This window comes from Spirosoma knui, assembly GCF_054780635.1.
In genome coordinates this window covers 297,412-321,181 of the sequence record NZ_BAAGVY010000003.1, presented here as the reverse complement: position 1 = coordinate 321,181, position 23,770 = coordinate 297,412, and the positions used below count along the sequence as shown (strand labels likewise).

Here is a 23,770-nt window from a genome sequence, read left to right as displayed (position 1 = left end):
GCAACTCAGATCTATGAACCCAAACATCCCCCGCACAGACCGAACCCGGGTAGTAATCGTTGGCGCAGGCTTTGGCGGACTGAAGCTGGCTCGAAAACTGTCGCGCCGGAAAGAATTCCAGGTAGTGCTCATTAACAAGCATAATTACCACGAGTTTCAGCCGCTTTACTATCAGGTGGCCACGGCGGGGCTGGAGGCCAATTCGATTCTGTTTCCGCTGCGGGCCGTGTTTGGTGACTGCAAGAACGTTCACATCCGGGTAACGAGCGTAACAGGGATTCGGACGGCCGACAAGCAGGTTGATACCGAACTGGGACCTATCGAGTATGATTATCTGGTAATGGCAACGGGGGCCGATACCAATTTCTTCAACCAGCAGAACATCATTGCCAAAGCACTGCCAATGAAGTCGGTAGCGGAAGCTATTGCGCTTCGGAACCGGATGCTGCAAAACTTCGAGGATGCCTTAAGCGTCGAGACGGAAGATGAACGCGAAGGGCTTATGGACGTAGTGGTAGTGGGTGGTGGACCAACGGGCGTTGAACTCTGTGGTACCCTGGCCGAAATGCGTAAGACGGTGCTGCCCCGCGATTATCCCGAACTCGATTTCAAGATGATGGACATTTACCTCATCGAATCGGGAGCCGAACTGTTGGGGCCTATGTCGCTGCCCTCGCAAACCCATTCGCTGGAGTATCTGCAAAAGCTGGGTGTAAACGTTCGGCTGAATACGCGGGTCAAGGATTTCGACGGACGTACCGTAACCATGAACGATGGCTCAACGCTTCGCACGAATAACCTGATCTGGGCGGCTGGCGTAAAAGCAAATCCACTGGCGGGCTTACCGGATGAGGTGATCGGGCGAGGGGGACGGGTTATGGTGAACCGCTACAGCCAGGTGCAGGGGTTTACCGACCTATTTGCAATTGGCGACGTAGCGATGATGACCGAAGAAAAATGGCCGAATGGGCACCCACAAGTGGCTCAGCCCGCCATTCAGCAGGGGAAACATCTGGCCCGCAACTTTCTGCATCTGGTCCGTAACGAACCATTAGAAGCGTTTACGTACCGTGATTTAGGAACGATGGCAACGATTGGGCGGGGTCTGGCAGTAGTTGATTTACCTTTCCTGAAGTTTCAGGGATTTTTTGCTTGGCTAACGTGGTTGTTTGTACACCTGATGTCCATCGTTGGTGTCAAAAACCGACTGGCCATTTTTATAAACTGGATGTTCAACTACTTAACGTATAATAACTCGCTCCGGCTCATTATTCGCCAGAAATTGCCCAAGGGAGATATGTCAGAAATGCACGAAAAACTTTCTGATCAGCTTGAAGTTAGTAAAACGTAATGAAAAGGTAGTAAAATAGGTTTACTATCTGGAACAGTCAAATCACTTTTCATCGTAATTTCGCGCCAACAATCGAATACAGCTTTATGGAAGAAACTACTGAAAAATTAAGAACGATGGCCGGTCACGGTAAAACCCGGCCTAAAAATAGCGGAACCAAGCAACTGTTCGATAATCCGATTCTGGAGGCCTTGTCGCGTACGCACATCATGGTGCCGATCTCGATGTGGTTGATTTTGTCAGTTTTTCTGGGATGGTACGCGTTTACGTATACCGACATGGGTGCTGGTATGATCGCGGCTTTATTCGTCGTGGGTTTGTTTTCGTTCACCTTGTTTGAATACGTTTTACACCGGTACCTGTATCATCTGGAGCCGTCGACGCCCCAGCGTGCCAAGATCCAGTATACATTCCACGGCGTTCACCATGAGTATCCGAAAGACAAAACCCGGCTGGCGATGCCCCCAGCCCTGGCTATTATTGTAGCCGGTGCTTTCTTCGGTTTATTCTTCCTGCTGATGGGCGAAGCGGCTTACGCGTTCTTTCCTGGGTTTCTGGTCGGTTACTCGGGTTATTTGGCCACGCACTTTATTGTGCACGCCTATGCACCACCCAAGAATTTCCTGAAGCAGTTGTGGATCAACCACAGTGTTCACCACTACAAAAATCCGGAAAGTAACTACGGGGTTTCATCGCCTTTCTGGGACTACATATTTGGGTCATTCCAGAAATAAAGTCCTCTGTGGCTATTGAATTGCAGAACGCCCTGGCTAATCATTAGCCAGGGCGTTCTGTTTGTATAAAGACCAATAAATGATCGCTTTTTATTTGAGCGTTTACTGCACTGCTTGTATGCCAACGACTACGTAAGAAAAAGATTTGTAAAGAGCTGATTGCCAGAGTATTGTGCTGGGATGTGGTGTTGCACTGCGTTGGTATAACGCCTGGTTTCGACTGGCTTAAATTTTGATTTAACTACGCCAAAGACTTGTTTAGAACTTTTATATAGCACTATATTTGGAATAATTTTACCTAACACGGCGTGAAGAAAGTTGTCTCCATCGGTTTATCAGCCCTGCTGCTGTACCACACCCTGGCTTATGTGCTGGTGCTGGTTGGTACGTGGTGGCAAGCCGAAAACGACTTATCTGAACGGCTGCTGGTTTATAGGTCGGTGGATAGCCTGGTTGAGTTTGAAATCCCCCTGACTGGTCAAGCTGACGCTTTGGCTCTGACCCGGACCACGAACGAAGGCTTTGTCTATAAAGGGCACTATTACAACGTAGTCAGTCTAGAGATTCGGGCTAATAAGCTCTATATTGCCGGACTGGAAACGGAACGTCCTTCATTCTGGCAGGATGATCTGCTCTCGTTCCTGAACAACCACGTGGCCGGTACTACCGATACCGGTAAAAAGGCAAACCAGTTCCTGAAATTCCTGCTGAAAGAGTACTCGCCCAATGCGCGGGCCATTTTCCAGTTCTTGCCACCCTTGTGGCGGGCTGACGTTCGGATTCCCGACGCACCTGCCTTACTGCTGCAGCGTGCGCTGCCGATTTATTCGCCCCCTCCCGAAGTCTGAGTTTAGTTCTCCTGATTACCGAACACTGCCCGACTGCCTTTGGCTGCCAGGTGTCTCAGTGCGTTTGTGTATAGGCGGCAAAGCGTTGTCACCTCCATAACGCCTGGGTCATGAGCGCGGTGTTACGTCCATCACTGGTAATTCACTAACTCGACTTTATCATGCCTCATATTCCTCTGCCGGAACACCTCCCGGGTATTACTGGCTTACTCGAATATCGATTAGATACGGCTATGCCGATTCGCGAACTGACTCAACTGCTGCTGCGTGGCGACTCTACGCTAAGCCAGGGGGAACGCGAACTCATTGCGACCATCGTGTCGTCGCGAAATTGTACGAACTTCTGTAACGCGGCCCATACCAAAGCCGCCGATCTGCTGCTGGGCGAAAGCGATACGGCCCAGGCTGTGAAAACGGACATCGAAACGGCACCTGTCAGCGAAAAGATGAAGGCGCTGCTTCAGATTGCTGCCCTGACGCAGCAGTCCGGTCGTGCTGTTACGCCTGAGGCTGTGTCCCGAGCTCGTAACGCCGGGGCCACCGACCGCGAAATTCACGACACGGTGCTGATTGCGGCTTTGTTTTGTCTGTACAACAAGTACGTAGATGGGCTGGCAACGGTAGCGCCTACCGATCCAGCCTATTACGATGTACTTGGCGACCGTATCGTGAACCGGGGGTACAACCGTCCGCCGGGCGGTTATCCCGCTCCGCAACCGGTGGTTACCAGCCACTGAGTTTATCCCATTTTCAAGCCTATTCAACCGCTGGCCAAACTCTAATTTGGCTGTGTTGGCTGGGTATTTCGTCTACTTTAGAACATAATCCTTGTGAAAACCTATACATACGCGACGCGTCCGGCGTGGCTATGGCTTCTGATTTGTCTGTTTGGTACGGCAGCAGGAGCTCAATCAATAAATCTAACGGGTTCGGTAATTGACCCTATTAGCAATGAACCCGTAGCCGGAGCGAACGTTACCGTCGACGGGCAGGTAACTGGTGCCGTAACGAATGCAGCGGGGGCATTTTCACTGAATACCACTAAAAAGTCTCCGCTCACCCTACGGGTGTCGATGGTTGGCTACGAGACCCAACGAATTGCCGTGATAGAACTCACTAAACCGATTCGTGTTGAACTCAAACTAGCGACCAGCGAACTACAGGAAGTAGTTGTGGGCGCATCGCGCGTGGAAGAACGGCTGGTCCGAGCCCCCGTAACGGTCGAAAAAATGGATGCTCGTACGATTCGCGAAACGCCGTCAGCTACGTTCTATGAAGGCATCAACAACCTCAAAGGAGTGGATATGGTGACGAGCGGACTGACGTATCGCCAGATCAACACGCGTGGCTTCGCCAGCACCGGAAACAGCCGGTTCCTGCAACTCATTGACGGGGTAGATAACCAGCCAGCCGGGTTTGGCTTTTCGGTTGGCAATATGTTTGGTCTGAGTGATTTAGACGCTGAGAGCGTGGAGCTTGTGCCGGGTGCCGCTTCGGCTTTATATGGTCCGGCCGCTTTTAACGGCGCCCTGCTGATGACCAGCAAAGATCCGTTCAAATACCAGGGCTTAAGTGTGCAGGCGAAAGTTGGCGTGAACCACCTCAACGACCCGGATACAGGCCCGGCAATGTATAATGACCACGCCATTCGGTATGCCAAAGCGTTTGGTAACCGCTTCGCGTTTAAGGTAAATGCGTCTTACATGTGGGGGCTGGACTGGTTTGCCACGGATTATACCGACGTAAACCAGACGACTCCGGCTGATCAACGGGGAATACGAAATCCGGCTGCCAATGGGCTTAACATCTACGGAGACGAAGTTGTCAGAACGCTACCCAATGTCGGGCAGGTATCGCGGACCGGCTATCAGGAGCGTGATTTGACGGATTATAATGTGTATAGCCTGAAACTGAATGGAGCCATGCACTACCGCATTACGCCGAAGCTGGAAGCCATTTATGCCCTGAACTACGCCAAAGGCACGGCGAACTACACGGGGTCTAACCGTTTCTCGGTCAATGGATTTTCGCTGATGCAACATCGACTCGAACTGCGCGGAAGCCACTTCTTTGTGCGCTGGTACAGCAATGCCGAAGATTCACACGACTCCTTTAATACGCGTTCGCTCGGTCAGCAGATTAACCGGACCTGGGTGCGTGATCTGAACGGGAACGTAGTATCGCCCGATAAAGCCGACCAAACCTGGTTCGACCGGTACGCAGCCGCCTACAGTGGGACCATTCCGAATGTGATCGGGAATGACCACAGCCTGGCACGCAGCTTCGCCGATCAGGGAAGACTGCTGCCCGGCTCCCCTGAATTCGACGCGCAGAAAAATCGCCTGGTTAACGTTCAGGGGCTAGATGGAGCCGGCATCCTGAGCCAGACCAGCATGTGGCATGCCGACGGCCAGTATAACCTTACCTCGGCGCTCAACAATGCAGCCGAGGTGCTGGTGGGCGGTAACTACCGGCAATACAGCCTGTTTACAAACGGAACCCTCTTCGACGATAAAGGCGGCCGGATTCTGTATCATGAGTACGGTGCATTTGCACAGGTGAGCAAAGCGCTGTTCGCCGATAAATTGAAGCTGACCGTGTCGGGCCGGTACGATAAGAATCAGAACTTCGCGGGTTACTTTACACCCCGGGCGTCGGCCGTGTATTCGGCGACTGATCGGCACCATTTCCGGGCCAGCTACCAGACCGGCTTCCGGAATCCTACTCCATCCGACCAGTTTATCAAACTGAACGTTGGGCCGATCACCATTCTGGGCGGAGCACCCAGCAACAGCGCCGGTATGAATGTCTACGAAAACTCGTATACATCGGCCAGTGTGAACCAGTTTGGGGCCGGATTTGGGGCTGATGTTGGTAAGCTTGGACCGCAGCAGGCCGTACTGGCGAATAAAGACAAGCTGCAAAAATCGAATGTGCCCTATATCGCACCTGAGCGCGTCAACAGCGTGGAAGTGGGGTATCGTGGGCTGCTCAGCAGCAGGCTGTCGGTTGACGCCAATTTTTACTACGGCGTGTATACCAATTTCATCCTGAACTCGGTTGTGTTACGTCCGAACAGCCCGGTGCTGGGCGCTGATGGGAAGCCTAATCCGGCCGCTGCTCAGGACATTTTGAGTGGTCGGGTACAGGCATTTCAATTGTATACGAACGCGCCCGATAAAGTATCGGCACAGGGAGCAACGCTCGGCCTGACGTACCGCACTGGTGGAGGCTATCAACTGGGGGCTAACGGTACGTGGTCAGCGTTCAACATCCGCAATGCCGATCCGAACAACGTAGCGGCTTTCAATACCCCACGGCTTAAGACCAACGTAACGCTGGGGCACCGGAACATCATGCCGAACATCGGTTTTAACCTGGCCTGGCATTGGCAGGAAAGCTTCGATTGGTATGGTTCGTTCAACGCCATGATTCCCGGTCGTGTTCCTGCTTACCACCTCCTCGACGCGCAGGTCAGCTACCGTATGCCTTCGCTGAAAACGGTGCTGAAAGTAGGAGCTTCTAATCTGACGAATCAGTACACGGTACAATCCTACGGTTCACCCGCAGTCGGTGGGCTCTATTACGTCTCTTTGGTATTTGATCAGGGTTTACGTTAACTGTTTTGCACGTAGTACGTAGAGAAGAGATGCTGTAAATACTCCCCTATGTACTCGTTCATTTCTTAATCATATGGAAGCAATTCAAACCAAACCTGAGACGTTGACGGCCAACTGGTTCGCCTTTAGCCTGTGCGCCTTGTCCTATCTGCTGGGGGGGACGGCGTCGACGCTTATGGCGACGTTCCTGCCGGTGGCCGTACCCGAATTAATGGGAGGATCAGTCTCTTCGGCAGCATTGGGTGATGTGGGAGCTTATATCAGCGCAGCTTTTCTGTACGGCTGGATGACGGGTGGGCTGGTATTTGGCGTCGTCAGTGATCGACTCGGCCGGACGCGGACCGTAGCGTTTGTAACCGCACTTTACGGCGGAGCTATGCTGCTGACCGTTCTTGTCCCGAACTGGCCTTTATTACTACTGTGCCGATTCCTGACGGGTATGGGCGTTGGGGGTGTGTTGCTCCTAACGACCGTTTATCTGTCGGAAATATGGCCTGCCAAGAGTCGGGCGGTCGTGCTCGGGATACTGGCGGTTATGTTTCCGGTTGGTATCGTTGCCACAGGTGGCCTGAACGCTGGGCTAGTACCCTGGCGGCAGGCGTTCTGGCTGGGACTAATCCCGGTGCTGGTAGCCGCTCTGATGCTAAAAAACTTGCCCGAGTCCACGCATTGGGTGCGTAACCGCCAGCAAACGCAAACCAACTGGTCCTCAGCCGACCGAACGAATCTACTGACGGGCATCGTGGTATTCGGGGCCGTCCTGATCGGGTTGTGGGGGACATTTTCCTGGATTCCGACCTGGGTGCAATCGCTGCTGCCCGCTGGCCAGTCCGGGGGCCGGGAACGGGGCCTCACGATGATGCTGCTCGGTATGGGCGGTATTGTCGGCGGGATGCTGTCGGGCGTGCTGCTGAATCGGTTCGGAACCCGCCAAACGCTGTTATTGACCTTTGCGGGCTGCGCGGGTGGCTGTGCGCTGTTGTTTCTCACAAACCAGACATTTTCGACGATTATCTACGCTGAAACGGCTTTTGTCGCTTTGTTTTTTGGCATCAGTCAGGGAGCGCTGTCGAGCATTATTCCGGCGCTATTTCCGGTACGTATCCGGGCGACGGCGGCTGGCCTCAGCTTCAACATCGGTCGGTTTTTTACGGCTACAGCGGTATTCTTCGTAGGTACGATGGTGGCTGGATTAGGCGGATTCGGCAATGCGTTGCTGGTATTCTCTATCGCTTTTCTCGTTGCGTTTCTGGCAGTTCTGTTACGTATCCGCCCAGAAACCGAACGTCAGTAACTTTATTTAACTCGTTACCAACATTCGAATATGGCTCACATTCAACTAAATAACGACGCACCCGGCATACGGAGCCTGGTTACGTATCGGCCCGACACGGGTAAGCCACTTTACGAACTGGCTCAGGCGCTGTTGCGCGCCGGTTCGCCAGATAGTACGCTCACCGGAGCCGAGCGCGAACTGATCGCGGCTTTTGTGTCGAACCAGAACCGCACGGATTTCTGCATGAACAGCCACGCAGCAGCTTCACGCTATCTGTTTGGGGAACAACGCGACCTGGTCGATCAGGTATTAGCCGACCCTACCTCGGCTTCAATCTCGCCTAAACTGCGCGCCTTACTGACGATTGCCAGTCTGGTGGCATCCGACGCCCGTACCGTATCGGATCAGGCTGTCGCCACCGCCCGCAGTGAAGGCGCTACCGACGGTGACATCCACGACACCGTGCTGATTGCCGCTTCATTCTGCATGTACAACCGCTACGTGGATGGGTTGGCGACGCTTACGCCCGACGATCCTCGTGCTTACGAAGCAATGGGCGAACGGATGGGGACTTTGGGGTATGTGTTACCAACGGCTGCTCCTCAACGATCATAAACTTAATAGGCGTGCTGATCAGGTCATTCCATAGGGAGCTGACCAGCTTCGCCTGAACCGGTAAAGCTTACATCATAGGTTGGTAGTTCATGCTCTCCACCGGCACGTGCCGGTGGAGACATTACAAAAGCCAATCGAACGATAGAGCATACAACTGATCTTACTCTATGCCGCATATTCAATTACCTGCCAACATTCCCGGTATTCGGGGACCCATGGCGTTCAGCCCCGAAACGGCTCGTCCACTCAATGACTTAGCCAACGTATTGCTTCGGGCCAACGCCCATCATCCCGACTCGACGCTCAGTGAAGGTGAGCGCGAGCTGATTGCTACGTATGTGTCGTCAAAAAATGACTGCTATTTCTGCCAGACCATCCATGGGGCCGTTGCCAGCCATCACCTGAACGATGCCGACTGGTCGCTCGTCGAATCGGTCAAGCGCGATTACGCTGGTGCGAACATCTCGGAAAAACTAAAAGCCTTACTGGCGATTGCCGGACGGGTGCAGCAAGGCGGTAAATACGTTACCGAAGACGATGTAGCTGCAGCTCGCGCCGAAGGCGCTACCGACCGCGATATTCACGATACAGTACTGATCGCGGCTGCATTCTGTATGTTCAATCGCTACGTCGACGGGCTGGCTACCACGGCTCCCGTTAATGTGCCCGATTTTTACCGGGGCCGGGCGGCTGGTGTCGTCGCTAACGGCTACGCGGCCTCCGACCCTCAATAAATTGACTACTATGAATCGAAACCGCCTGATCTGGATTACGATTGGATTACTTCTTTTACTCATCCTGCTCGAAGCGGCCAGGGTCTATTTTATTATGCCGTTTCCCAACAGTCAGCTTGGGCTCGATGGCGCTGGCTCGTCGGAATCACGAATACGCATCGAATTTGCCTACTGGCTGCATAAGAACATCGGATGGTTACGGTTGACAGGGCTGCTGCTGTTAGCCTACCCGGCGTATCGGACCATAACGAAACCCGGTCGGGCCTGGCATCGCTACGGGGCAATCGGCTTGTTTCTGGCGTATGGTGTCGTGCTGTATATGGTTAATCGCGAGATGATGGCTGACCAGATGTTTCTCCAGCCAATTCATAAGCGGGTCGTGCCAATGAGCGAGAACAAAATCCCGCTCGATAAGCTAGTGCTGGGCTTTGAATCGGTGGGTGAAGCGACGGCTTACCCAATCCAATTAATTGGTTATCATCACCAGGTGCGCGATACGGTGGGTGGTCAACCGGTAATGGTTACGTACTGCACCGTTTGCCGTACCGGGCGGGTGTTTAGTCCACTCGTACGCGGACAGGCCGACGAATTTCGGCTGGTGGGTATGGACCATTTCAATGCCATGTTTGAGGATAAACGCACCGGCAGCTGGTGGCGGCAGGCCACGGGCGAAGCAGTCGTTGGGCCGTTACGTGGGCAATTTATCGCTGAGCTTCCGGCCCGGCAGATGACGCTGCGTGAGTGGGTCAACGAACACCCCAACACGCGGGTATTGCAGGCGGACTCAACCTTCGCTACCGAGTTTGCGGGGATGAAGAACTACGAGCGCGGCTTGTCGAAAGGAAAATTGACCCGGCGGGATTCGGCGTCCTGGCAGCCTAAATCGTGGGTTATTGGCGTCGAGCAGGCCGGTTTCGCCAAAGCGTACGACTGGAATCAACTACAGAAAAACCGAATATTGAGCGATGTTGTCGGCGGAGAGCCGATTCTACTGGCCCTGGCTTCAGACAACGTATCGTTTGGTGTCTGGAACCGTCGGGTAGGGGAGCAGACGCTTACGTTTAACTATAGCAACGGGCAACTCACCGATCAGGAAACGCGCTCGGTCTGGACCTGGCGCGGGTGGTGTACGGCGGGCCCACTGAAAGGACGAAAGCTGGCTCCTATCAAAAAAGCGTATCAGGAGTTCTGGCACTCGTGGCAGTCGTTTCACCCGGATACCCAGCGGGCTCAGTAAGTAGATAGCGTATACGTGCGAAAGGTTTTCGCATACTCATTCGGTAGAGAATATATTTTTAAATTATTAATTAATGAGGTTCATGAACATTAGTTAATTGCAAAAAGAAACTTTGTCTACTATAAGTGCTCCAAACCGGTGCTGGCAGACGACACAGGTAACACACGATATAGTAGGTTTTGCATTATAGGTTGGTAATCAAAAAGCCGGTTCTAGCTCAGGACCGGCTTTTTTATGGCGTTTACATAAATAATGGATAACTAATTAAAGAACCTAATCTGTTTAGGTTTTAGTTTGAGTGTGCTTTTGTCATCCCGACCAAAGGAGGGATCTTCTGTAGCTATCTATTTCCAGGTTCATCAGAAGATCCCTCCTTTGGTCGGGATGACAAAAACGCTATATCTTCATCTCTTTTTATTAACCATAAATAGGTTCTACCCTACATATTTACCTTACAATAGCTTTTCGTTGTTAAGGTGCCGGGTGGCGTCCCGAATGTTTTTCTTTTCTAGGTTCTTCTCGAAGGCTTCGGTTAAATTCACCCCGGTCTGATTGGCCAGGCAGATAAGCACCCAAAGCACATCCGCCATCTCATCGCCGAGGTCTTTGTTTTTGTCCGACTCTTTTTCGGATTGCTCTCCGTAACGCCGGGCAATAATGCGGGCTACCTCACCAACCTCTTCGGTTAGCATAGCCATGTTGGTGAGTTCGTTGAAGTAGCGAACGCCAACGGTTTTGATCCAGTTGTCAACGGTGGCCTGGGCGTCCTGTATGGTCATGTTTATGTGCTTGTCGGTTTGTTGCAAATATGGCCCCGAACGAGCAGACAGTCACGTAACAACCCAACTACTTCTCGGGTACAAACGTAAGCGAACTGAACTGGTCTTCTACGAAGGCTTCCTGCGCTAGGCCTTGCAACTGCTCGGCGGTTACTGCTTTGATGTCGTTGAAAATGTCGTTGAGGGCCTCCACCCGGTCGATGTCGAGCAGACTCTTGGCCATCATCAGCATAAAACTGTTGTTACTTTCTTCGGCCATAGCCAACTGCCCAACCAACTGTTCCTTCGTCTGGTGAAGTTGTAGCGTGGTTAAGGGTTGTTCGCGCAACCGCTTCAGCTCTTTCACAATCAGGCTATGCGCTTTGTCGACTTTCTTGGGGTCGGTGCCAAAATAAATACCTAGGAATCCCGTGTCCAGGTAAGGCGTATAGCTGGCGTCGATGGAATACACCAGGCCATATTTTTCGCGTAAGTTCAGGTTGAGCCGCGAGTTCATGCCGGGGCCGCCGAGGAGGTTAACGAGCATAAAAAAGGGCAGTCGACGCGGATCGGTCAGGCCATAGGCGGGGCGGCCCAGCGCACATTGGGCCTGCGTAATGGGGCGCTCAACGCGGGTTTGCCGGGGAACGTAATCCGTTGGGGTTTTACGCTGGCGGCTTGAGTGCTGCGTTGGTACGTCGCGCAGGTACTTTTCGGCGATTTTAACGACTTGTTTGAACGGCAGGTTGCTAACCGAGGCAAAAACAATCCGGCTGGTGTTATAGTTTTCGGCGATAAACTGCTGCAGGTCTTCGCGCCGGAACGAACTGACGGTTTCAGTAGTGCCAAGAATGTTGCCGCCCAAGGCGTGATTCGGGAAAACCAGTTCGTCGAAATCATCCTGTATCGCATCTTCCGGCGAGTCGTAGTACATCGCCATCTCCTCCAGAATGACGCCCCGTTCGCGTTCAATCTGCTTTTCGGGAAATACCGAATGAAACGTGATGTCGGTTAATAATTCAGTCGCTTTTTCGAAATGAGCCCCTAATACTGAAGCATGAAAGCACACTTTTTCTTTCGTTGTATAGGCGTTCAGTTCGCCCCCTACCGTTTCTAGCCGGGTAATGATGTGGTACGACTTTCGTTTCTCCGTACCTTTGAATGCCATATGCTCCCAGAAATGGGCTAACCCCTGTTGGTGGGGCTGTTCATCGCGGCTTCCAATATCGAGCATAATACCGCAGTGGGCAATCTGCGTGTGCGGTATTTGTTTATGAGCAATGCGAATTCCGTTGGGTAGGGTATATACTTCGTAATCTTCCATTATTAGCAATTGACGCATCCAGCGTACTAATGATAACCGCAACTAATCCACCCCGGTTCCTGATCATTCAAACCGCTTTTATCGGCGATGTTATTCTGGCTACGGCGCTGCTCGAACAGTTGCACGCGGCCTTACCCAATGTCAAGCTGGATGTGCTGGTTCGTAAAGGTAACGAGAGTCTGTTCGCGAATCATCCTTTTCTGAACGAGGTGTTGGTATGGGATAAAAAGGGAGCGAAGTATAGCAGCCTATGGCAGATTTTACAGACCATCCGGTCCCGGCAGTACGACGTATTGATCAATTTACAACGGTACGGATCGACGGGTTTATTAACCGCCTTATCGAACGCTAAATTTACCATTGGCTTTACCAAAAATCCGTTCTCCCGCTTTTTCACGGAACGGGTTGTGCACCGAATTGAGCCCGGTGTTCACGAAGTTGACCGTAATGCTGACCTGATTCGGGCGCTTCCGCCACCGTTTCGTGGGCTTGCCGTGAGCGCTGAACGGACCCGCCCTAAACTGTATCCGTCCCCGGCCGACTACGACGCTGTGCGGACGTATCAGGAACGGCCTTACGTGTGCATTGCGCCCATGTCGGTCTGGTTCACCAAGCAGTATCCCGCTGAGCGATGGGTTGAATTGATAAAGCTGCTGCCCGACACGCTGACTGTGTATCTGCTCGGTGCACCCGCCGATCGGTCGGCCTGTGACGCGATGATTGCGTTGTCGGGCCGTAAGGGAAACGTGATAAATCTGGCGGGTAAACTAACGCTGGTGCAGTCGGCGGCTTTGCAGCAGCAGTCGGTAATGAACTACGTAAATGATTCCGCTCCATTGCACTTATGCTCTGCGGTGAACGCCCCCACAACGGCCGTTTTCTGCTCAACGGTGCCGGAGTTTGGTTTTGGGCCGCTGGCCGACGTATCGCAGGTGATTCAAACGCCGGAAGTGCTCGAATGCAAACCCTGTACGTTGCACGGCCGAACGGCTTGTCCACTGGGTCATTATCGCTGTGCCTGGAGTATACCTGTTCAGGAGCTGGTTTCGTCGATGGGCTCAGCAAGTCGTTCGTGAGTCGAGGCTGGCTACGTGAACGTTCCTCAGTAGAACTTACATACCAAAATGCCTAAAACCCTGCCTCTTGTTACGTAAGTCTGATCGACTCGGTTAAGGAGCGCGCTCACTAATCCTGAGTTCCGGGTAGGCTAAAAAAGCGCCTAAAAACTACGTTAGTGTAATTGGTCGACGGTCTTCTGATGCGAAAGTTTCAGAAGCTCTCCTATATCAATGATCCTTCAATACTTCCGCCTGGTAACCTGCCCGCTCAACGGCTCGAATCACCTCCTCGCTCACACGGTTATCGACCGTCTGAACGGTCAGTAGATGGTCGGCATGTTCGGTTTCTACTGAAAAGCCATCAAGTGGCTCAATGGCGTTGAGAAACGGAGTTACAGCTGCTACGCTGTCAGCGTCGGTCAGCGTAGTCTTGAACATGAGCGTCTTCATAATCTCAATATTTATGGTATATAACGTCGACAAGGTAACGTTGGTTTTCGTGAGCAGCAGAGATGGGACGGCTAATGCTTTGCCTCGGGTCTTGTTTGGTGAATAGATTTCTATTCGGGGAGGGCAGTCCTACTGATGCGCAAAAAATTGCGTTTAACTGAACTGTGATTGGCAACTAGTAAGCAGTAATCAACTTCGCCAACCTCCATTACTGACATACATTGCCACCGGAAATTTGATTTCCGGTGGCAATGTATGGAATCTATTCCAGAGAAAAGTTACTGGGCAGCGGCCGGATCGTCCGTATCGGCGGTGGCTATCTTGGCCAGATCTTTATTGCCCGGTAATAAAGCAAGTCCCTTTTTAAGCCATTCGTTACGTGCGCTCTCGTCTTTACTGACCAGTTCGTGATACGAAATCAAGTATTTAAAGGCGAGCCCTAAATCCTTCTTATACCGGTTTCGTTCGTCTTCTTTGCCTTCGACCATGCTAATGAACTGCTCGAAATACGGCTTTGCTTTCCCGTTCCGTACGGCTTCTTCCGGGGCATACGCGTAATAGTTCGCTTTAGCCCGGTACAGTACCGTTGGAGCATAGTCCGGTGACCCTTTTTGAGCCAGGGCAAGTGCCGAGTCAGCCAGGGCAAAACGAGTCGTATCGCGCACCAGCTTGCCGAGGCTATCGCGTCCGAATCCAAGCGTGTAGTTACTCATGCCGTATCGGAACAAGTCCTGCACGTCGGCCTTGAAGCCATGTTTAGCGGCTGAGTCGAGCGTAGCTACTGCCTGTTGGTGTTTTTTGGCGCGGTAATAGTACTTAGCGATATCGCCGTACAGGTTGTCGGTCGTATCAAAGGGAGCGGCTTTCTCAAGATAGGTGATTCCCAGTGAATCATTGATGGCTTTAAGCGAGTCACTGCCGGAGTTTTCAATGCCCAGATACGCCTGCCCCAAATATTTATAGTCATCGTACATCGCCTTGTCGGGGGCTTTCTGCAGAAACGTATTGATGTTTTCAATCGCTTGCTGAGGCTGCTTGAGCGACGAGTAGGCCCAGCCCTGTATCCGATATACGATTGGGTTCTGAGCCAGCACCGCGCGGTTACTGTCAATCAGGGTTACGGCGCGCTGGTAGTCTTTGGCCAGGAAGTGAAACTGTGCCTGCCGAAGCAGGGTCTCCGGACGGGTATCTTTCGACACACTTACGTACTGGTCGGCGTACGTAGCCGCGTCCTTGTAGCGATTTACCAAGAAATATAACTCAGATAGCTGCCGATAAGCAGATGCATAATTGGGATTTGCTTCGATCGCTTTCTTGTAGTTCTCGACGGCTAAGTTCAAGTTGCGACCCTGCCAGAAGATGTCTCCAATACGCTGGTAGACCCGCGCGGGCATCATACCCAGTTCCATCGCGCTCTCGTAACGCGTAACGGCCGTTCCAGCCTCTTTGTTGAGGTAATACGCATCGCCAAGGGCTAGTTGTATAGCCGCATTCTTCTTGTCGCGGTCGGCGGCCTGGTTCAGGTATTCAATCGCTTTAGTCGCATTAACGGCTTTCGGATACTGGGGTTTGATGGAGCCGCTGTCGGGGGTGAGATAACCGGTGTACGCTTCACCAATGCGGTAGAGAATGTCGGCGTTTTTGCCTTTACTTTTCTTGATGACTTCCTCAAGTTTCGGACTGGCATCGGTCGTATTATTCTGTACCAGATAGCTGATGGCCAAACCGGTTTCGTTGAGCGGTACCCGCTTTTCATCCATCGAAAGCCCTTTTTCAAACCAGAAACGGGCCGAATCGGGCTGACCGGCGCGCAGATAGCCATATCCCGCGTCGAAATTTGTCTGCATCGATGGGTTCTGTTGCGCATTGCGAGTCAGCAAGGCTTTGGCTTCACCGAAACGGCCCATGTTCATCAGCGTAGCCGCATCAGGCGCAGGAGTCGGTGTTTGGGAAAGGGCGGTTGTTACAGCGCCCGCCACGAAAAGAGTTATGTACGTTTTCATATACGTTGATTAGTGTAAGTACTGTTTCTACGTTCAGCAACTGTTGTTGGTGACATGAGCAAATTAGCTTGGAGAGTTAAGAATTTGCTTAAGTTCTGCTTAGAATTGGTTTAGAAGAGCTGTTATTCAGAAATCGAGACTGCATCAATCAATCCGGCTCTCTACCCCGTTTGCTGACTCCCTATCATTTACCTTTGCGGTGCTAGACCGCTTACCTAAGTCTGTGCTAAGATTATAAACAGCACAGACCACTTGGAAAATCAGTGAGGTTAATTCAACTGGCTGGTTCTGTGTTTACCTATTGACTGTATTCGCTGTAGATGACCCGAAGACCATCCCGATATGCGCAGGTGCTGGCCTGGCTAGACCAACACCTGATTAGCCGACTGTATTCCGAGCGCATCCGACGACTGATTCTGCAAAGCTTTCCTTTCTGGATAGCGTCGCTGCTGACAGGCCTGGCAGCTGTAGGGTATGAGAAACTGTTTGTCTGGGCTGAGCAAACCAGTTTTAACTGGCTGAGGGCCTATCCTTGGCTAGCCTTTGGACTGACACCCCTGGCTTTTGTGCTGGCTTGGGCGGTGGTGCGCTGGTTTGCTCCGGCCGCACGGGGCAGCGGTATTCCGCAGGTCATGGCCGGTATCGAACTGTCTAATCCGGGCCGGCATCATCATACGGCCTATTTGCTCAGTGTGCGGGTCGCGGTGGTGAAGGTAGTAAGCAGTGCTATCCTGCTGTTGGGCGGAGGAGTTATCGGTCGGGAAGGGCCGACCATTCAGATATCAGCTGCTATTTTCCGGGCCATTAACCGCCTGCAACCGGCGGGGTGGCCGCAGTTGTCGCGGCAGATTGCCCTCGTTACGGGTGGAGCGGCTGGACTGGCTGCCGCCTTCAATACGCCCCTCGGCGGAATTGTCTTCGTTGTGGAAGAACTCACGCAAACGCACATCACCCGCTTCCGCACCGCCGTGTTTACCGCCGTTATCATTGCGGGCATGACGGCGCAGGCCATTCTAGGACCATATCTGTACCTTGGCTTTCCCAAAGTGAGCGTATCAACCGGCCTAATACTGGGCGTAGTAATTGGCGTGGCTTTGGTGTGTGGGCTGGCTGGGGCTGTGTTTGCCAAAACGCTGCTGTGGCTCAATGCCTACCGCCGACGTTTCGATCGGCCCGTTGAACAACTCGGTTGGGTGATAGGCTGCGGTCTGCTGCTGGCGGGATTGGCGTTTTGGGTAGGCAGCGATGCGGTGGGTACGGGCAAGCCCATCATTAACCGGCTGTTGTTCCAGAATACAGAGCAAACGCCCTGGTATTTGTTTGGCGTACGGTTTGCGGGTATGGCCCTTAGTTATAGCAGTGGTGGAGCGGGTGGCGTGTTCGCTACGTCGCTGAGCGCCGGAGCCATCCTCGGCGCCGGGCTGGCTCGGTTCCTACAGATTGCCCCCATCGACCATAATCTCATTATCTTGGTTAGTATGGTGAGTTTCCTGACGGGGGTCGTGCGCTCACCCTTTACGGCCGCTATTCTCGTGCTGGAGATGACAGACCGCCATTCGGCCATTTTCCAGTTGCTATTGGGTGGACTAATGGCTCAAGGGGCGGCCTCGCTGCTAGACCCTGTTTCGTTCTACGAACACCTGAAAGAAGGCTTTGTGCGGGAGGCCATCGCGCAAGCAGACAAGACGGATCAAATCAGCCGATAAATGCGATTTGGCGTTAACCGTCGGGATACAACCGCCGGATGAGCCTCTCCATCGTCAGCCCCTGCCCAATGACCGAAAATAGCACTACGGCGTAGGTGATGGTAACAATTAAGTCTTTTTGAGGCAGGGTGCCCGGAATGGAGAGGGCCATTGCGATAGAGAGGCCTCCGCGCAGCCCACCCCAGGTCAGCATTACGGGAGCTTTGTCGTCGAGGTCAAGCCAGGGGCGGGCCAGCCGATACGGCAACCAGATGGAAAGAAACCGAGCCCCCAGTACTAAGCCGATGACCAGACCGCAAACGGGCCAGTAGGCGGATCGAAAGTCAATAATAAGCAGCTCCATTCCGATCAGCACAAAAAGCAAGGCATTCAAAATGCTGTCTATCAATTCCCAGAATTTATCAATATACTCCTCGGTCTGGTGGCTCATGGCGTGTTCGCGGGCATGGGCACCTACGAAAAGACCGGCTACAACCATCGCCAGTGGTCCGGAAATGTGGAACTGCTGGGCTAGCAGGTAGCCGCCCATTACGCCCGCTATGGTGACAATAACTTCGGTTTGGTAGTGATTGATGGAACGTAATAACCGGAACATACCATAGCCAAGTGCCAGCCCAAATAACACGCCACCCCCGGCTTCTTCGAGGAAAGTCAGACCAATTGCACCTACACTGATACTATCGGTTCCTTCAACGACAATCCGGTAGATGGTAGCAAACACTACTACGCCTACTCCGTCGTTGAACAAGGATTCGCCTACGATGTTAAGCTTGACGTTTTCAGGCAGTTTGAATTTGGCCAGAATACCCAGTACGGCAATGGGATCAGTAGGCGAAATAAGTGCACCAAACAGCAGACAAAGCGGATACGACAGCGAAAACCCCAGCCAGCCGGTCAGGTAGTACAGGCCCGTGCCGACAAGGGCTGTACTCAGCAGCACCCCTACGAAGGCAAACAGCATCACTGACCGGCGCTCAACCCGAAGCTGAGCCGCATCGGTGTGAAACGCGCCAGCAAACAAAAGAAAGCTAAGCATAACATCGAACAGCACCCGACCAAAATCAATCTGCACCACCGTCTGCCGAACCACTTGAAGCCAGACAGGATAAACGGCATTCAGACTAATCAGGAGCAGAGAAAATAGCACCGACAGGGTCATAACGCCGATGGCATCGGGCAGTTTCAGGAAGCGGGTGTTGAGGTAGGCAAACCCGGCCGCCACCACAATCAATAGGGTAATCAGCGTAAATAAGTCCATGAACAAAAAGAATTACATCGAAAAGGTCTATCTTCCAGTTGGAGAAGACCAAGACCGTTCGCTGAACTCCCTTCAGCTACCGGCAAATATCGCTTCATTTAACGCATTTACCGCATATGTTGGTTGATGACCCTAATGTACCCCGTTCTCAAAAGACTGATGCGCTGACTCGCTTCGGGCGGTTTCTTCGAGACCGCTTTAGCCTGGAGGAGGATAAAGACGACGAAGAGGCCATCACGCAGTCCATCAGCCGGGGCATTGAATTCCGGGGCATTAATCTTTGGACGCTCATCTTTGCCATTTTCATTGCGTCCATTGGTCTTAATGTCAACTCAACGGCCGTGATTATCGGCGCTATGCTTATCTCACCCTTGATGGGGCCAATCATGGGCATTGGACTGGGCATCGGCGTCAATGACCTAGACATGATTGGACGGGCACTAAAAAACCTTAGCATCGCCGTCTTCATCAGCCTGTTGACTTCCACCGTTTACTTTCTGATTAGCCCACTGCACATCGCGCAGTCCGAATTACTGGCCCGCACGTCGCCGTCGGTCTGGGACGCTTTCATCGCCTTCTTCGGCGGATTAGCGGGTATCGTGGCCGGTTCGCGCCGTGAAAAGATAACGAACGTCGTGCCGGGTGTCGCCATTGCTACGGCGCTCATGCCACCTCTCTGTACGGCCGGCTACGGCATCGCCACCCTCAACGGCTATTATTTCGCTGGGGCTTTTTATTTGTTTCTCATCAACAGCATCTGCATCAGTTTATCTACCTATCTGATTGTGCGTTTTCTGGGTTACAGCCAGAAAGCATATCCGACGCGGGAGGTAGAACGGCGGGTGCGTACGACCATCTGGGTGGCTGTGCTGATTGTGCTGCTGCCTAGTACGTACCTTGCCTTCCAGCTTGTTCGCAAAACAATCTTTGAACAGGCCGCCAAACGATTTGTCGCCAACGAGTGCACGTTCGCCTACCGGCAAGTCGTCAACTTTACCGCGCAGTATAACCGCCGTCAGTCTAAACTTGAACTGACGATGGTCGGCGAACCTCTGCCTCTGGATTCGATTAACGTACTTCGTTCCAAAATGCTTCCCTACGGTTTAGACGATACTCAGCTGGTGGTGAAACAAGGTAATTTTAAAACCGAAGACATTGACGTAGACGCGCTCAAAACGACTATTGCCGACCAGGTAATCCAGTATAGTCAGTCGTCGATTGCCCGCAAGGACCAAACCATCGACTCGTTGCGCCGGTACATCGAACTGACCCAGACCTCGCGACTACCTGTAGCCGACCTGCGGAACGAGCTGAAAACGCTGATGCCTGACGTGCAGATGTTTACTGCCGCCCGCTCGCTGGTGATGACCGAAAATCGACCTAAGCCCGACACCGTAATGCTGGTGTACGCGAAATTCTCGCGCCAACACACGCTCGCCGAACGTAACCGGATTCAGCGATGGCTGCAAACCCGTACCAAAAGCAAACGCATTAAGCTAATTGTGGAATAAGCTGCTTCTAACTTTCTCGTTTCAGTATGTTAGGATAACCATCCAGAGAATCATAGGAGTCAGCATAAACAGGATATCGGCCACGACGAGCCTCCAGCGTTGTATCAACCTTGTTACGTATCCCGATGGTCTGGTTTTGGGAGGCAGCGCCCTAGTTGTTAGTACCAACGACCAGGCCAAGCGTCAGCAGAAAAACGATTAAGATAAACAGGCCACCCAATACCCAGTTCAGCCATTTCCGTTCGGGCTGCCTTACCCAGTAACACAGGGTGAACGACAACGAAAGGGATTGCAAAAGCACTTCGGGTAAGCCGATTAATTGAAATTGTATGGGCAGTACGGTGTAAATCAGCCCTTCAACTGAGCCCGGAGCCGGACCGAAGGTGGAAAAAATGCCGATGATAACCAGCATCGACCACATAGTTAACCAGCCGCTACGTTGTCCAAAGAAGGCTTGCCGCAATGAATAAAAGACCAGCGCAAACAGAATACCCCGTAACGGCTGTACCAAGGGCCCGGCCGCGACCAATGGATCACTCACTGGCCGCATCAGCAGGCGAACTGTGGTTGTTGCATACAACTCTTTATAATCAAACAGGGCCAAGGCCATCAGTCCAAACAGAAAGTACGTAACGGTATGCGTTACAACAGTTTTGATCGCGATAGTCGGGAAAGAGGGCAGGTTGGTGGACATGGCTCAATGGGAGTGATCCGGTTTATTGTCGTTCAGAAGTTAATGGGTTCTAGAACTGCTACAATTAACCTCAATTGATTGTGTTAATAAAAAAACTGCTCGCGGATGATAAGCCCGTCTGTTACCTCATACACGCAAAGTTCATCGAGACAGAAACGCCTTTGATCTTTCAGGGTCACATCCGTAAGCATCCGAACCGAGAAGAAATTACCCGCTACTAAGGGTTCGGAAACTTCCACTCTATGCCAGGTCAATACGTTAGCCTGAAAGCGTTCCTCTTTCTGAATAATGGCTTGTAAACCAGTCGCTGATTTAGAAACCGACGTGGGCGGTTCCTGGTTGACAGCCTCCTCAGCAAACAGTTCGCGTTGGGCCTGAATAAACTGTCGTTCTCTGATCAGTTCAACTAAGCGGTTCGCCACGGCTTGTGTACTCAAGTGCGAATTAGTAGCCATACTATTGTTTAGTTTATATTAGGGGCGGAACAGGCCAGGTTTCATTACGTCCACCCTAGTTCCGAACTTTACTTTTAGGCCAATGCGCTAGGAAACGAACTGGAGTATGTCGCTATTTAACTGATGACGGTGCGTGTAAAATAAGCCATGCGGAGCACCCGTATACTCCTTGTACTGACAGTTCGGCACTAGCTGCGCGGCCCATCGACCGAAAACAACGGGTACGGATTCATCAGCATCGCCATGAATGATCAGTGTTGGTGCGTTGAGCGCAGCCAGTTCAACGCGTAAATCTGCTCCCATATTTAACCGACTGGTTTCGAGTGCCGCTTCCAGCGAAGTTGTCAACATCATGTTAAGTGTCCAGTGGATAATTCCTTGCGAAACCCCAAAAACGTCGGGCCTGTAAAATCCATTGGCGTTGTCTATTAGCCACTGAGGAAAATCCTCCTGAATCTGATTTCGGGTGTAGGCGAACATTTCTCCATCAATGCCCAGTGGATTATCTGTCGATTTAACCAGGTAGGGAGCCGTTGGCGCGATAAGTACAACGCGGTCGATACGATCATGGCCGTACCGGGAAAGATAGCGAATAATTTCTCCGCCACCCATCGACATACCTACCAGGCACACTTGCCGTAAATCAAGCATATCCAGCAGTTCGGCCAGGTCACTGGCCAATACGTCGTAACCGTAGTCTCCGGCCGACCAGTCCGACCGGCCATGACCCCGGCGGTCGAAGCTGATACACCGAAAACCTTGTTCTTTAAAGAACTGGGTCTGATATTCCCACATGGCGAGGTTCATGGCCCACGCGGCAACAAACACCAGGGGTTTACCCGAACCGGTGTCGTGATAATGCAACTTCGTTTGCTGGTCGGCGCTGACAAAATAAGGCATACTGATACATTTTAAGGTGAGCATCTGACTATGAGGTCAATACGAAGCACAGGGTACTCCGCTTGCCGGTCAAACAAAAGTACCTGGCTCGCTATCCTGCTTTCTTATCCTTATGCGCCAAAAACTTACCAGTATGCGACAGGCTGATTATAGACTAGAAAGTCCGGGCGAAACGTACTAAACGTAACCGTGTTGCCGAAACCATTCAAACGCTTCCTGAATAGCGACCCGAATGGGCGTTTGGGGTAAGTTGAGTTCGGTAACCGCTTTACTGACGTTGAAATAATGGCCGTCGTTCGCTACGGCTACCATCGCTGAATTGAGTTGGGCGGGTTGGCCAATTAACTTGGTTTTCCAGTCCAGTAGTTGGCCGACTGCCGATGTTAGAGCCGGAGGAATGGAAAGAGTGGGGGGGCGAGTGTTGGTAACCTCCGCCATCAGAGCAAACGCTTCGCGGTAGCTGAGATTCGCGTTGCCCAGAATATACGACTCGCCAATACGTCCCATCGTCAGCGCATTGACGGTAGCCGTTGCTACGTCGGCCACATGTACGTAATTCTTGCCGCCAGCGGGAATGCCCTTAATTTGCCGCCGACATAAGGCCAGCAGCAGCGCATTGGAGGTGATTTTGTAATCAAGTGGGCCCAGCATGAACGTAGGATGTACCAGAACAGCAGGCAGTTGATAGTCTCGAACCGCTTGCAATACCAGATCGGTAGCCGCTCGTTTGCTGTCCATATAGTCCAAACCGTAACGGTTGCCCATATACGGACGCTGCTCATTACCAGGACATTCTTTTGTCCCAAAACCAAATACGTTGGCCGTTCCGACAAAGACGAGCCGTTCCACTCCAGCTTCGATAGCCGCAGATAAGACAGCGGCCGTACCGCCAATATTAACCGCTACTACGTCTTTGGACCGGGCAGGGTTCATCTGCGCTAAGGCCCCCGCGTGAACAACCAGATCGCAGCCGTAGGTTGCCGCCCGTACATGGTCTGTATCGTGAAGATCGCCCAGCCAAATATCTAAAGGTAACCCTTCCAAGGCCCGTTGGTCGCTCTTTGGCCGAACAAACGCACGCACGGCATAACCCCGGCCAAGCAACTGACGACACAGATGCCCACCCAGAAAACCATTGGCACCCGTTAACAACACCGTTTTCATCAATGCATAACCAGGAGTAGCTACTAAGATCGGAATCGCGAACGCCTGGTTGCCTAACCGGGCCAAATTCCGAC

The 23,770-nt window shown here is 52.3% G+C and carries 21 protein-coding genes; 12 read left to right on the top strand and 9 right to left on the bottom strand.

Annotated elements, in window-relative coordinates; genetic code table 11:
- Positions 1-13: 13 nt before the first annotated feature.
- The 9 genes from ACYVIY_RS09945 (at position 14) to ACYVIY_RS09905 (ending at position 10,415) form a co-directional block, all read left to right on the top strand.
- Positions 14-1,351 (top strand): NAD(P)/FAD-dependent oxidoreductase, encoded by a 1,338-nt coding sequence (locus ACYVIY_RS09945; RefSeq protein WP_460976173.1) that lies wholly within the window; start codon positions 14-16, stop codon positions 1,349-1,351.
- Between the two features lie 86 nt (positions 1,352-1,437).
- Positions 1,438-2,085 carry a sterol desaturase family protein gene (locus ACYVIY_RS09940; protein ID WP_460976172.1) on the top strand — a complete coding sequence of 216 codons (648 nt, stop codon included), beginning with the start codon at positions 1,438-1,440 and terminating at the stop codon, positions 2,083-2,085.
- 308 nt (positions 2,086-2,393) lie between these two features.
- Complete coding sequence (locus ACYVIY_RS09935; protein ID WP_460976171.1) at positions 2,394-2,933, top strand: hypothetical protein; 540 nt, start codon at positions 2,394-2,396, stop codon at positions 2,931-2,933.
- A gap of 161 nt (positions 2,934-3,094) precedes the next feature.
- Positions 3,095-3,670: a carboxymuconolactone decarboxylase family protein gene (locus tag ACYVIY_RS09930; protein WP_460976170.1), complete on the top strand. Its 576-nt coding sequence runs from the start codon at positions 3,095-3,097 to the stop codon at positions 3,668-3,670.
- 93 nt (positions 3,671-3,763) lie between these two features.
- On the top strand, positions 3,764-6,553 hold the full coding sequence (locus ACYVIY_RS09925) for a TonB-dependent receptor (RefSeq protein ID WP_460976169.1): 2,790 nt from the start codon (positions 3,764-3,766) through the stop codon (positions 6,551-6,553).
- 73 nt (positions 6,554-6,626) lie between these two features.
- Positions 6,627-7,847 carry an MFS transporter gene (locus tag ACYVIY_RS09920; protein ID WP_460976168.1) on the top strand — a complete coding sequence of 407 codons (1,221 nt, stop codon included), beginning with the start codon at positions 6,627-6,629 and terminating at the stop codon, positions 7,845-7,847.
- A gap of 30 nt (positions 7,848-7,877) precedes the next feature.
- Positions 7,878-8,444 carry a carboxymuconolactone decarboxylase family protein gene (locus tag ACYVIY_RS09915; protein WP_460976167.1) on the top strand — a complete coding sequence of 189 codons (567 nt, stop codon included), beginning with the start codon at positions 7,878-7,880 and terminating at the stop codon, positions 8,442-8,444.
- Positions 8,445-8,611: 167 nt separating this feature from the next.
- Positions 8,612-9,178: a carboxymuconolactone decarboxylase family protein gene (locus ACYVIY_RS09910; RefSeq protein ID WP_460976166.1), complete on the top strand. Its 567-nt coding sequence runs from the start codon at positions 8,612-8,614 to the stop codon at positions 9,176-9,178.
- A 10-nt stretch (positions 9,179-9,188) separates the two neighbouring features.
- Complete coding sequence (locus ACYVIY_RS09905; protein ID WP_460976165.1) at positions 9,189-10,415, top strand: DUF3179 domain-containing (seleno)protein; 1,227 nt, start codon at positions 9,189-9,191, stop codon at positions 10,413-10,415.
- A 452-nt stretch (positions 10,416-10,867) separates the two neighbouring features.
- Here ACYVIY_RS09905 and ACYVIY_RS09900 read toward each other — a convergent pair whose 3' ends face one another.
- The gene (locus ACYVIY_RS09900; protein ID WP_460976164.1) at positions 10,868-11,194 is read right to left on the bottom strand and encodes a nucleotide pyrophosphohydrolase; all 327 of its coding nucleotides are present in this window, start codon (positions 11,192-11,194) and stop codon (positions 10,868-10,870) included.
- A 67-nt stretch (positions 11,195-11,261) separates the two neighbouring features.
- Positions 11,262-12,497 (bottom strand): M16 family metallopeptidase, encoded by a 1,236-nt coding sequence (locus ACYVIY_RS09895; protein WP_460976321.1) that lies wholly within the window; start codon positions 12,495-12,497, stop codon positions 11,262-11,264.
- Between the two features lie 29 nt (positions 12,498-12,526).
- Between ACYVIY_RS09895 and ACYVIY_RS09890 the strand changes: the two genes are divergently transcribed.
- Complete coding sequence (locus ACYVIY_RS09890; RefSeq protein ID WP_460976163.1) at positions 12,527-13,573, top strand: glycosyltransferase family 9 protein; 1,047 nt, start codon at positions 12,527-12,529, stop codon at positions 13,571-13,573.
- Between the two features lie 210 nt (positions 13,574-13,783).
- On the opposite strand, the gene ACYVIY_RS09885 is transcribed toward ACYVIY_RS09890, so the two are convergent.
- Together ACYVIY_RS09885 and ACYVIY_RS09880 are read right to left on the bottom strand one after the other, a co-directional pair.
- A complete protein-coding gene (locus tag ACYVIY_RS09885) occupies positions 13,784-14,005 on the bottom strand; it encodes a heavy-metal-associated domain-containing protein (RefSeq protein ID WP_460976162.1) in 222 nt (73 codons plus the stop codon).
- 278 nt (positions 14,006-14,283) lie between these two features.
- Positions 14,284-16,008 carry a tetratricopeptide repeat protein gene (locus ACYVIY_RS09880; protein WP_460976161.1) on the bottom strand — a complete coding sequence of 575 codons (1,725 nt, stop codon included), beginning with the start codon at positions 16,006-16,008 and terminating at the stop codon, positions 14,284-14,286.
- 320 nt (positions 16,009-16,328) lie between these two features.
- Between ACYVIY_RS09880 and ACYVIY_RS09875 the strand changes: the two genes are divergently transcribed.
- A complete protein-coding gene (locus ACYVIY_RS09875) occupies positions 16,329-17,714 on the top strand; it encodes a chloride channel protein (protein ID WP_460976160.1) in 1,386 nt (461 codons plus the stop codon).
- A 13-nt stretch (positions 17,715-17,727) separates the two neighbouring features.
- On the opposite strand, the gene ACYVIY_RS09870 is transcribed toward ACYVIY_RS09875, so the two are convergent.
- Entirely contained in the window at positions 17,728-18,972 is a 1,245-nt protein-coding gene (locus tag ACYVIY_RS09870) for a cation:proton antiporter (protein ID WP_460976159.1), read from the bottom strand.
- 116 nt (positions 18,973-19,088) lie between these two features.
- Between ACYVIY_RS09870 and ACYVIY_RS09865 the strand changes: the two genes are divergently transcribed.
- On the top strand, positions 19,089-20,483 hold the full coding sequence (locus tag ACYVIY_RS09865; protein WP_460976158.1) for a TIGR00341 family protein: 1,395 nt from the start codon (positions 19,089-19,091) through the stop codon (positions 20,481-20,483).
- A 151-nt stretch (positions 20,484-20,634) separates the two neighbouring features.
- Here ACYVIY_RS09865 and ACYVIY_RS09860 read toward each other — a convergent pair whose 3' ends face one another.
- From ACYVIY_RS09860 to ACYVIY_RS09845, 4 genes are all read right to left on the bottom strand, one after another.
- Positions 20,635-21,177, bottom strand: coding sequence for a hypothetical protein (locus tag ACYVIY_RS09860; protein WP_460976157.1), 543 nt, complete (start codon positions 21,175-21,177; stop codon positions 20,635-20,637).
- An 83-nt stretch (positions 21,178-21,260) separates the two neighbouring features.
- Positions 21,261-21,632, bottom strand: coding sequence for a SnoaL-like domain-containing protein (locus ACYVIY_RS09855; protein WP_460976156.1), 372 nt, complete (start codon positions 21,630-21,632; stop codon positions 21,261-21,263).
- 87 nt (positions 21,633-21,719) lie between these two features.
- Positions 21,720-22,556 (bottom strand): alpha/beta fold hydrolase, encoded by an 837-nt coding sequence (locus ACYVIY_RS09850; protein ID WP_460976155.1) that lies wholly within the window; start codon positions 22,554-22,556, stop codon positions 21,720-21,722.
- A gap of 153 nt (positions 22,557-22,709) precedes the next feature.
- Entirely contained in the window at positions 22,710-23,696 is a 987-nt protein-coding gene (locus ACYVIY_RS09845; protein ID WP_460976154.1) for an NAD-dependent epimerase/dehydratase family protein, read from the bottom strand.
- Positions 23,697-23,770 lie beyond the last annotated feature (74 nt).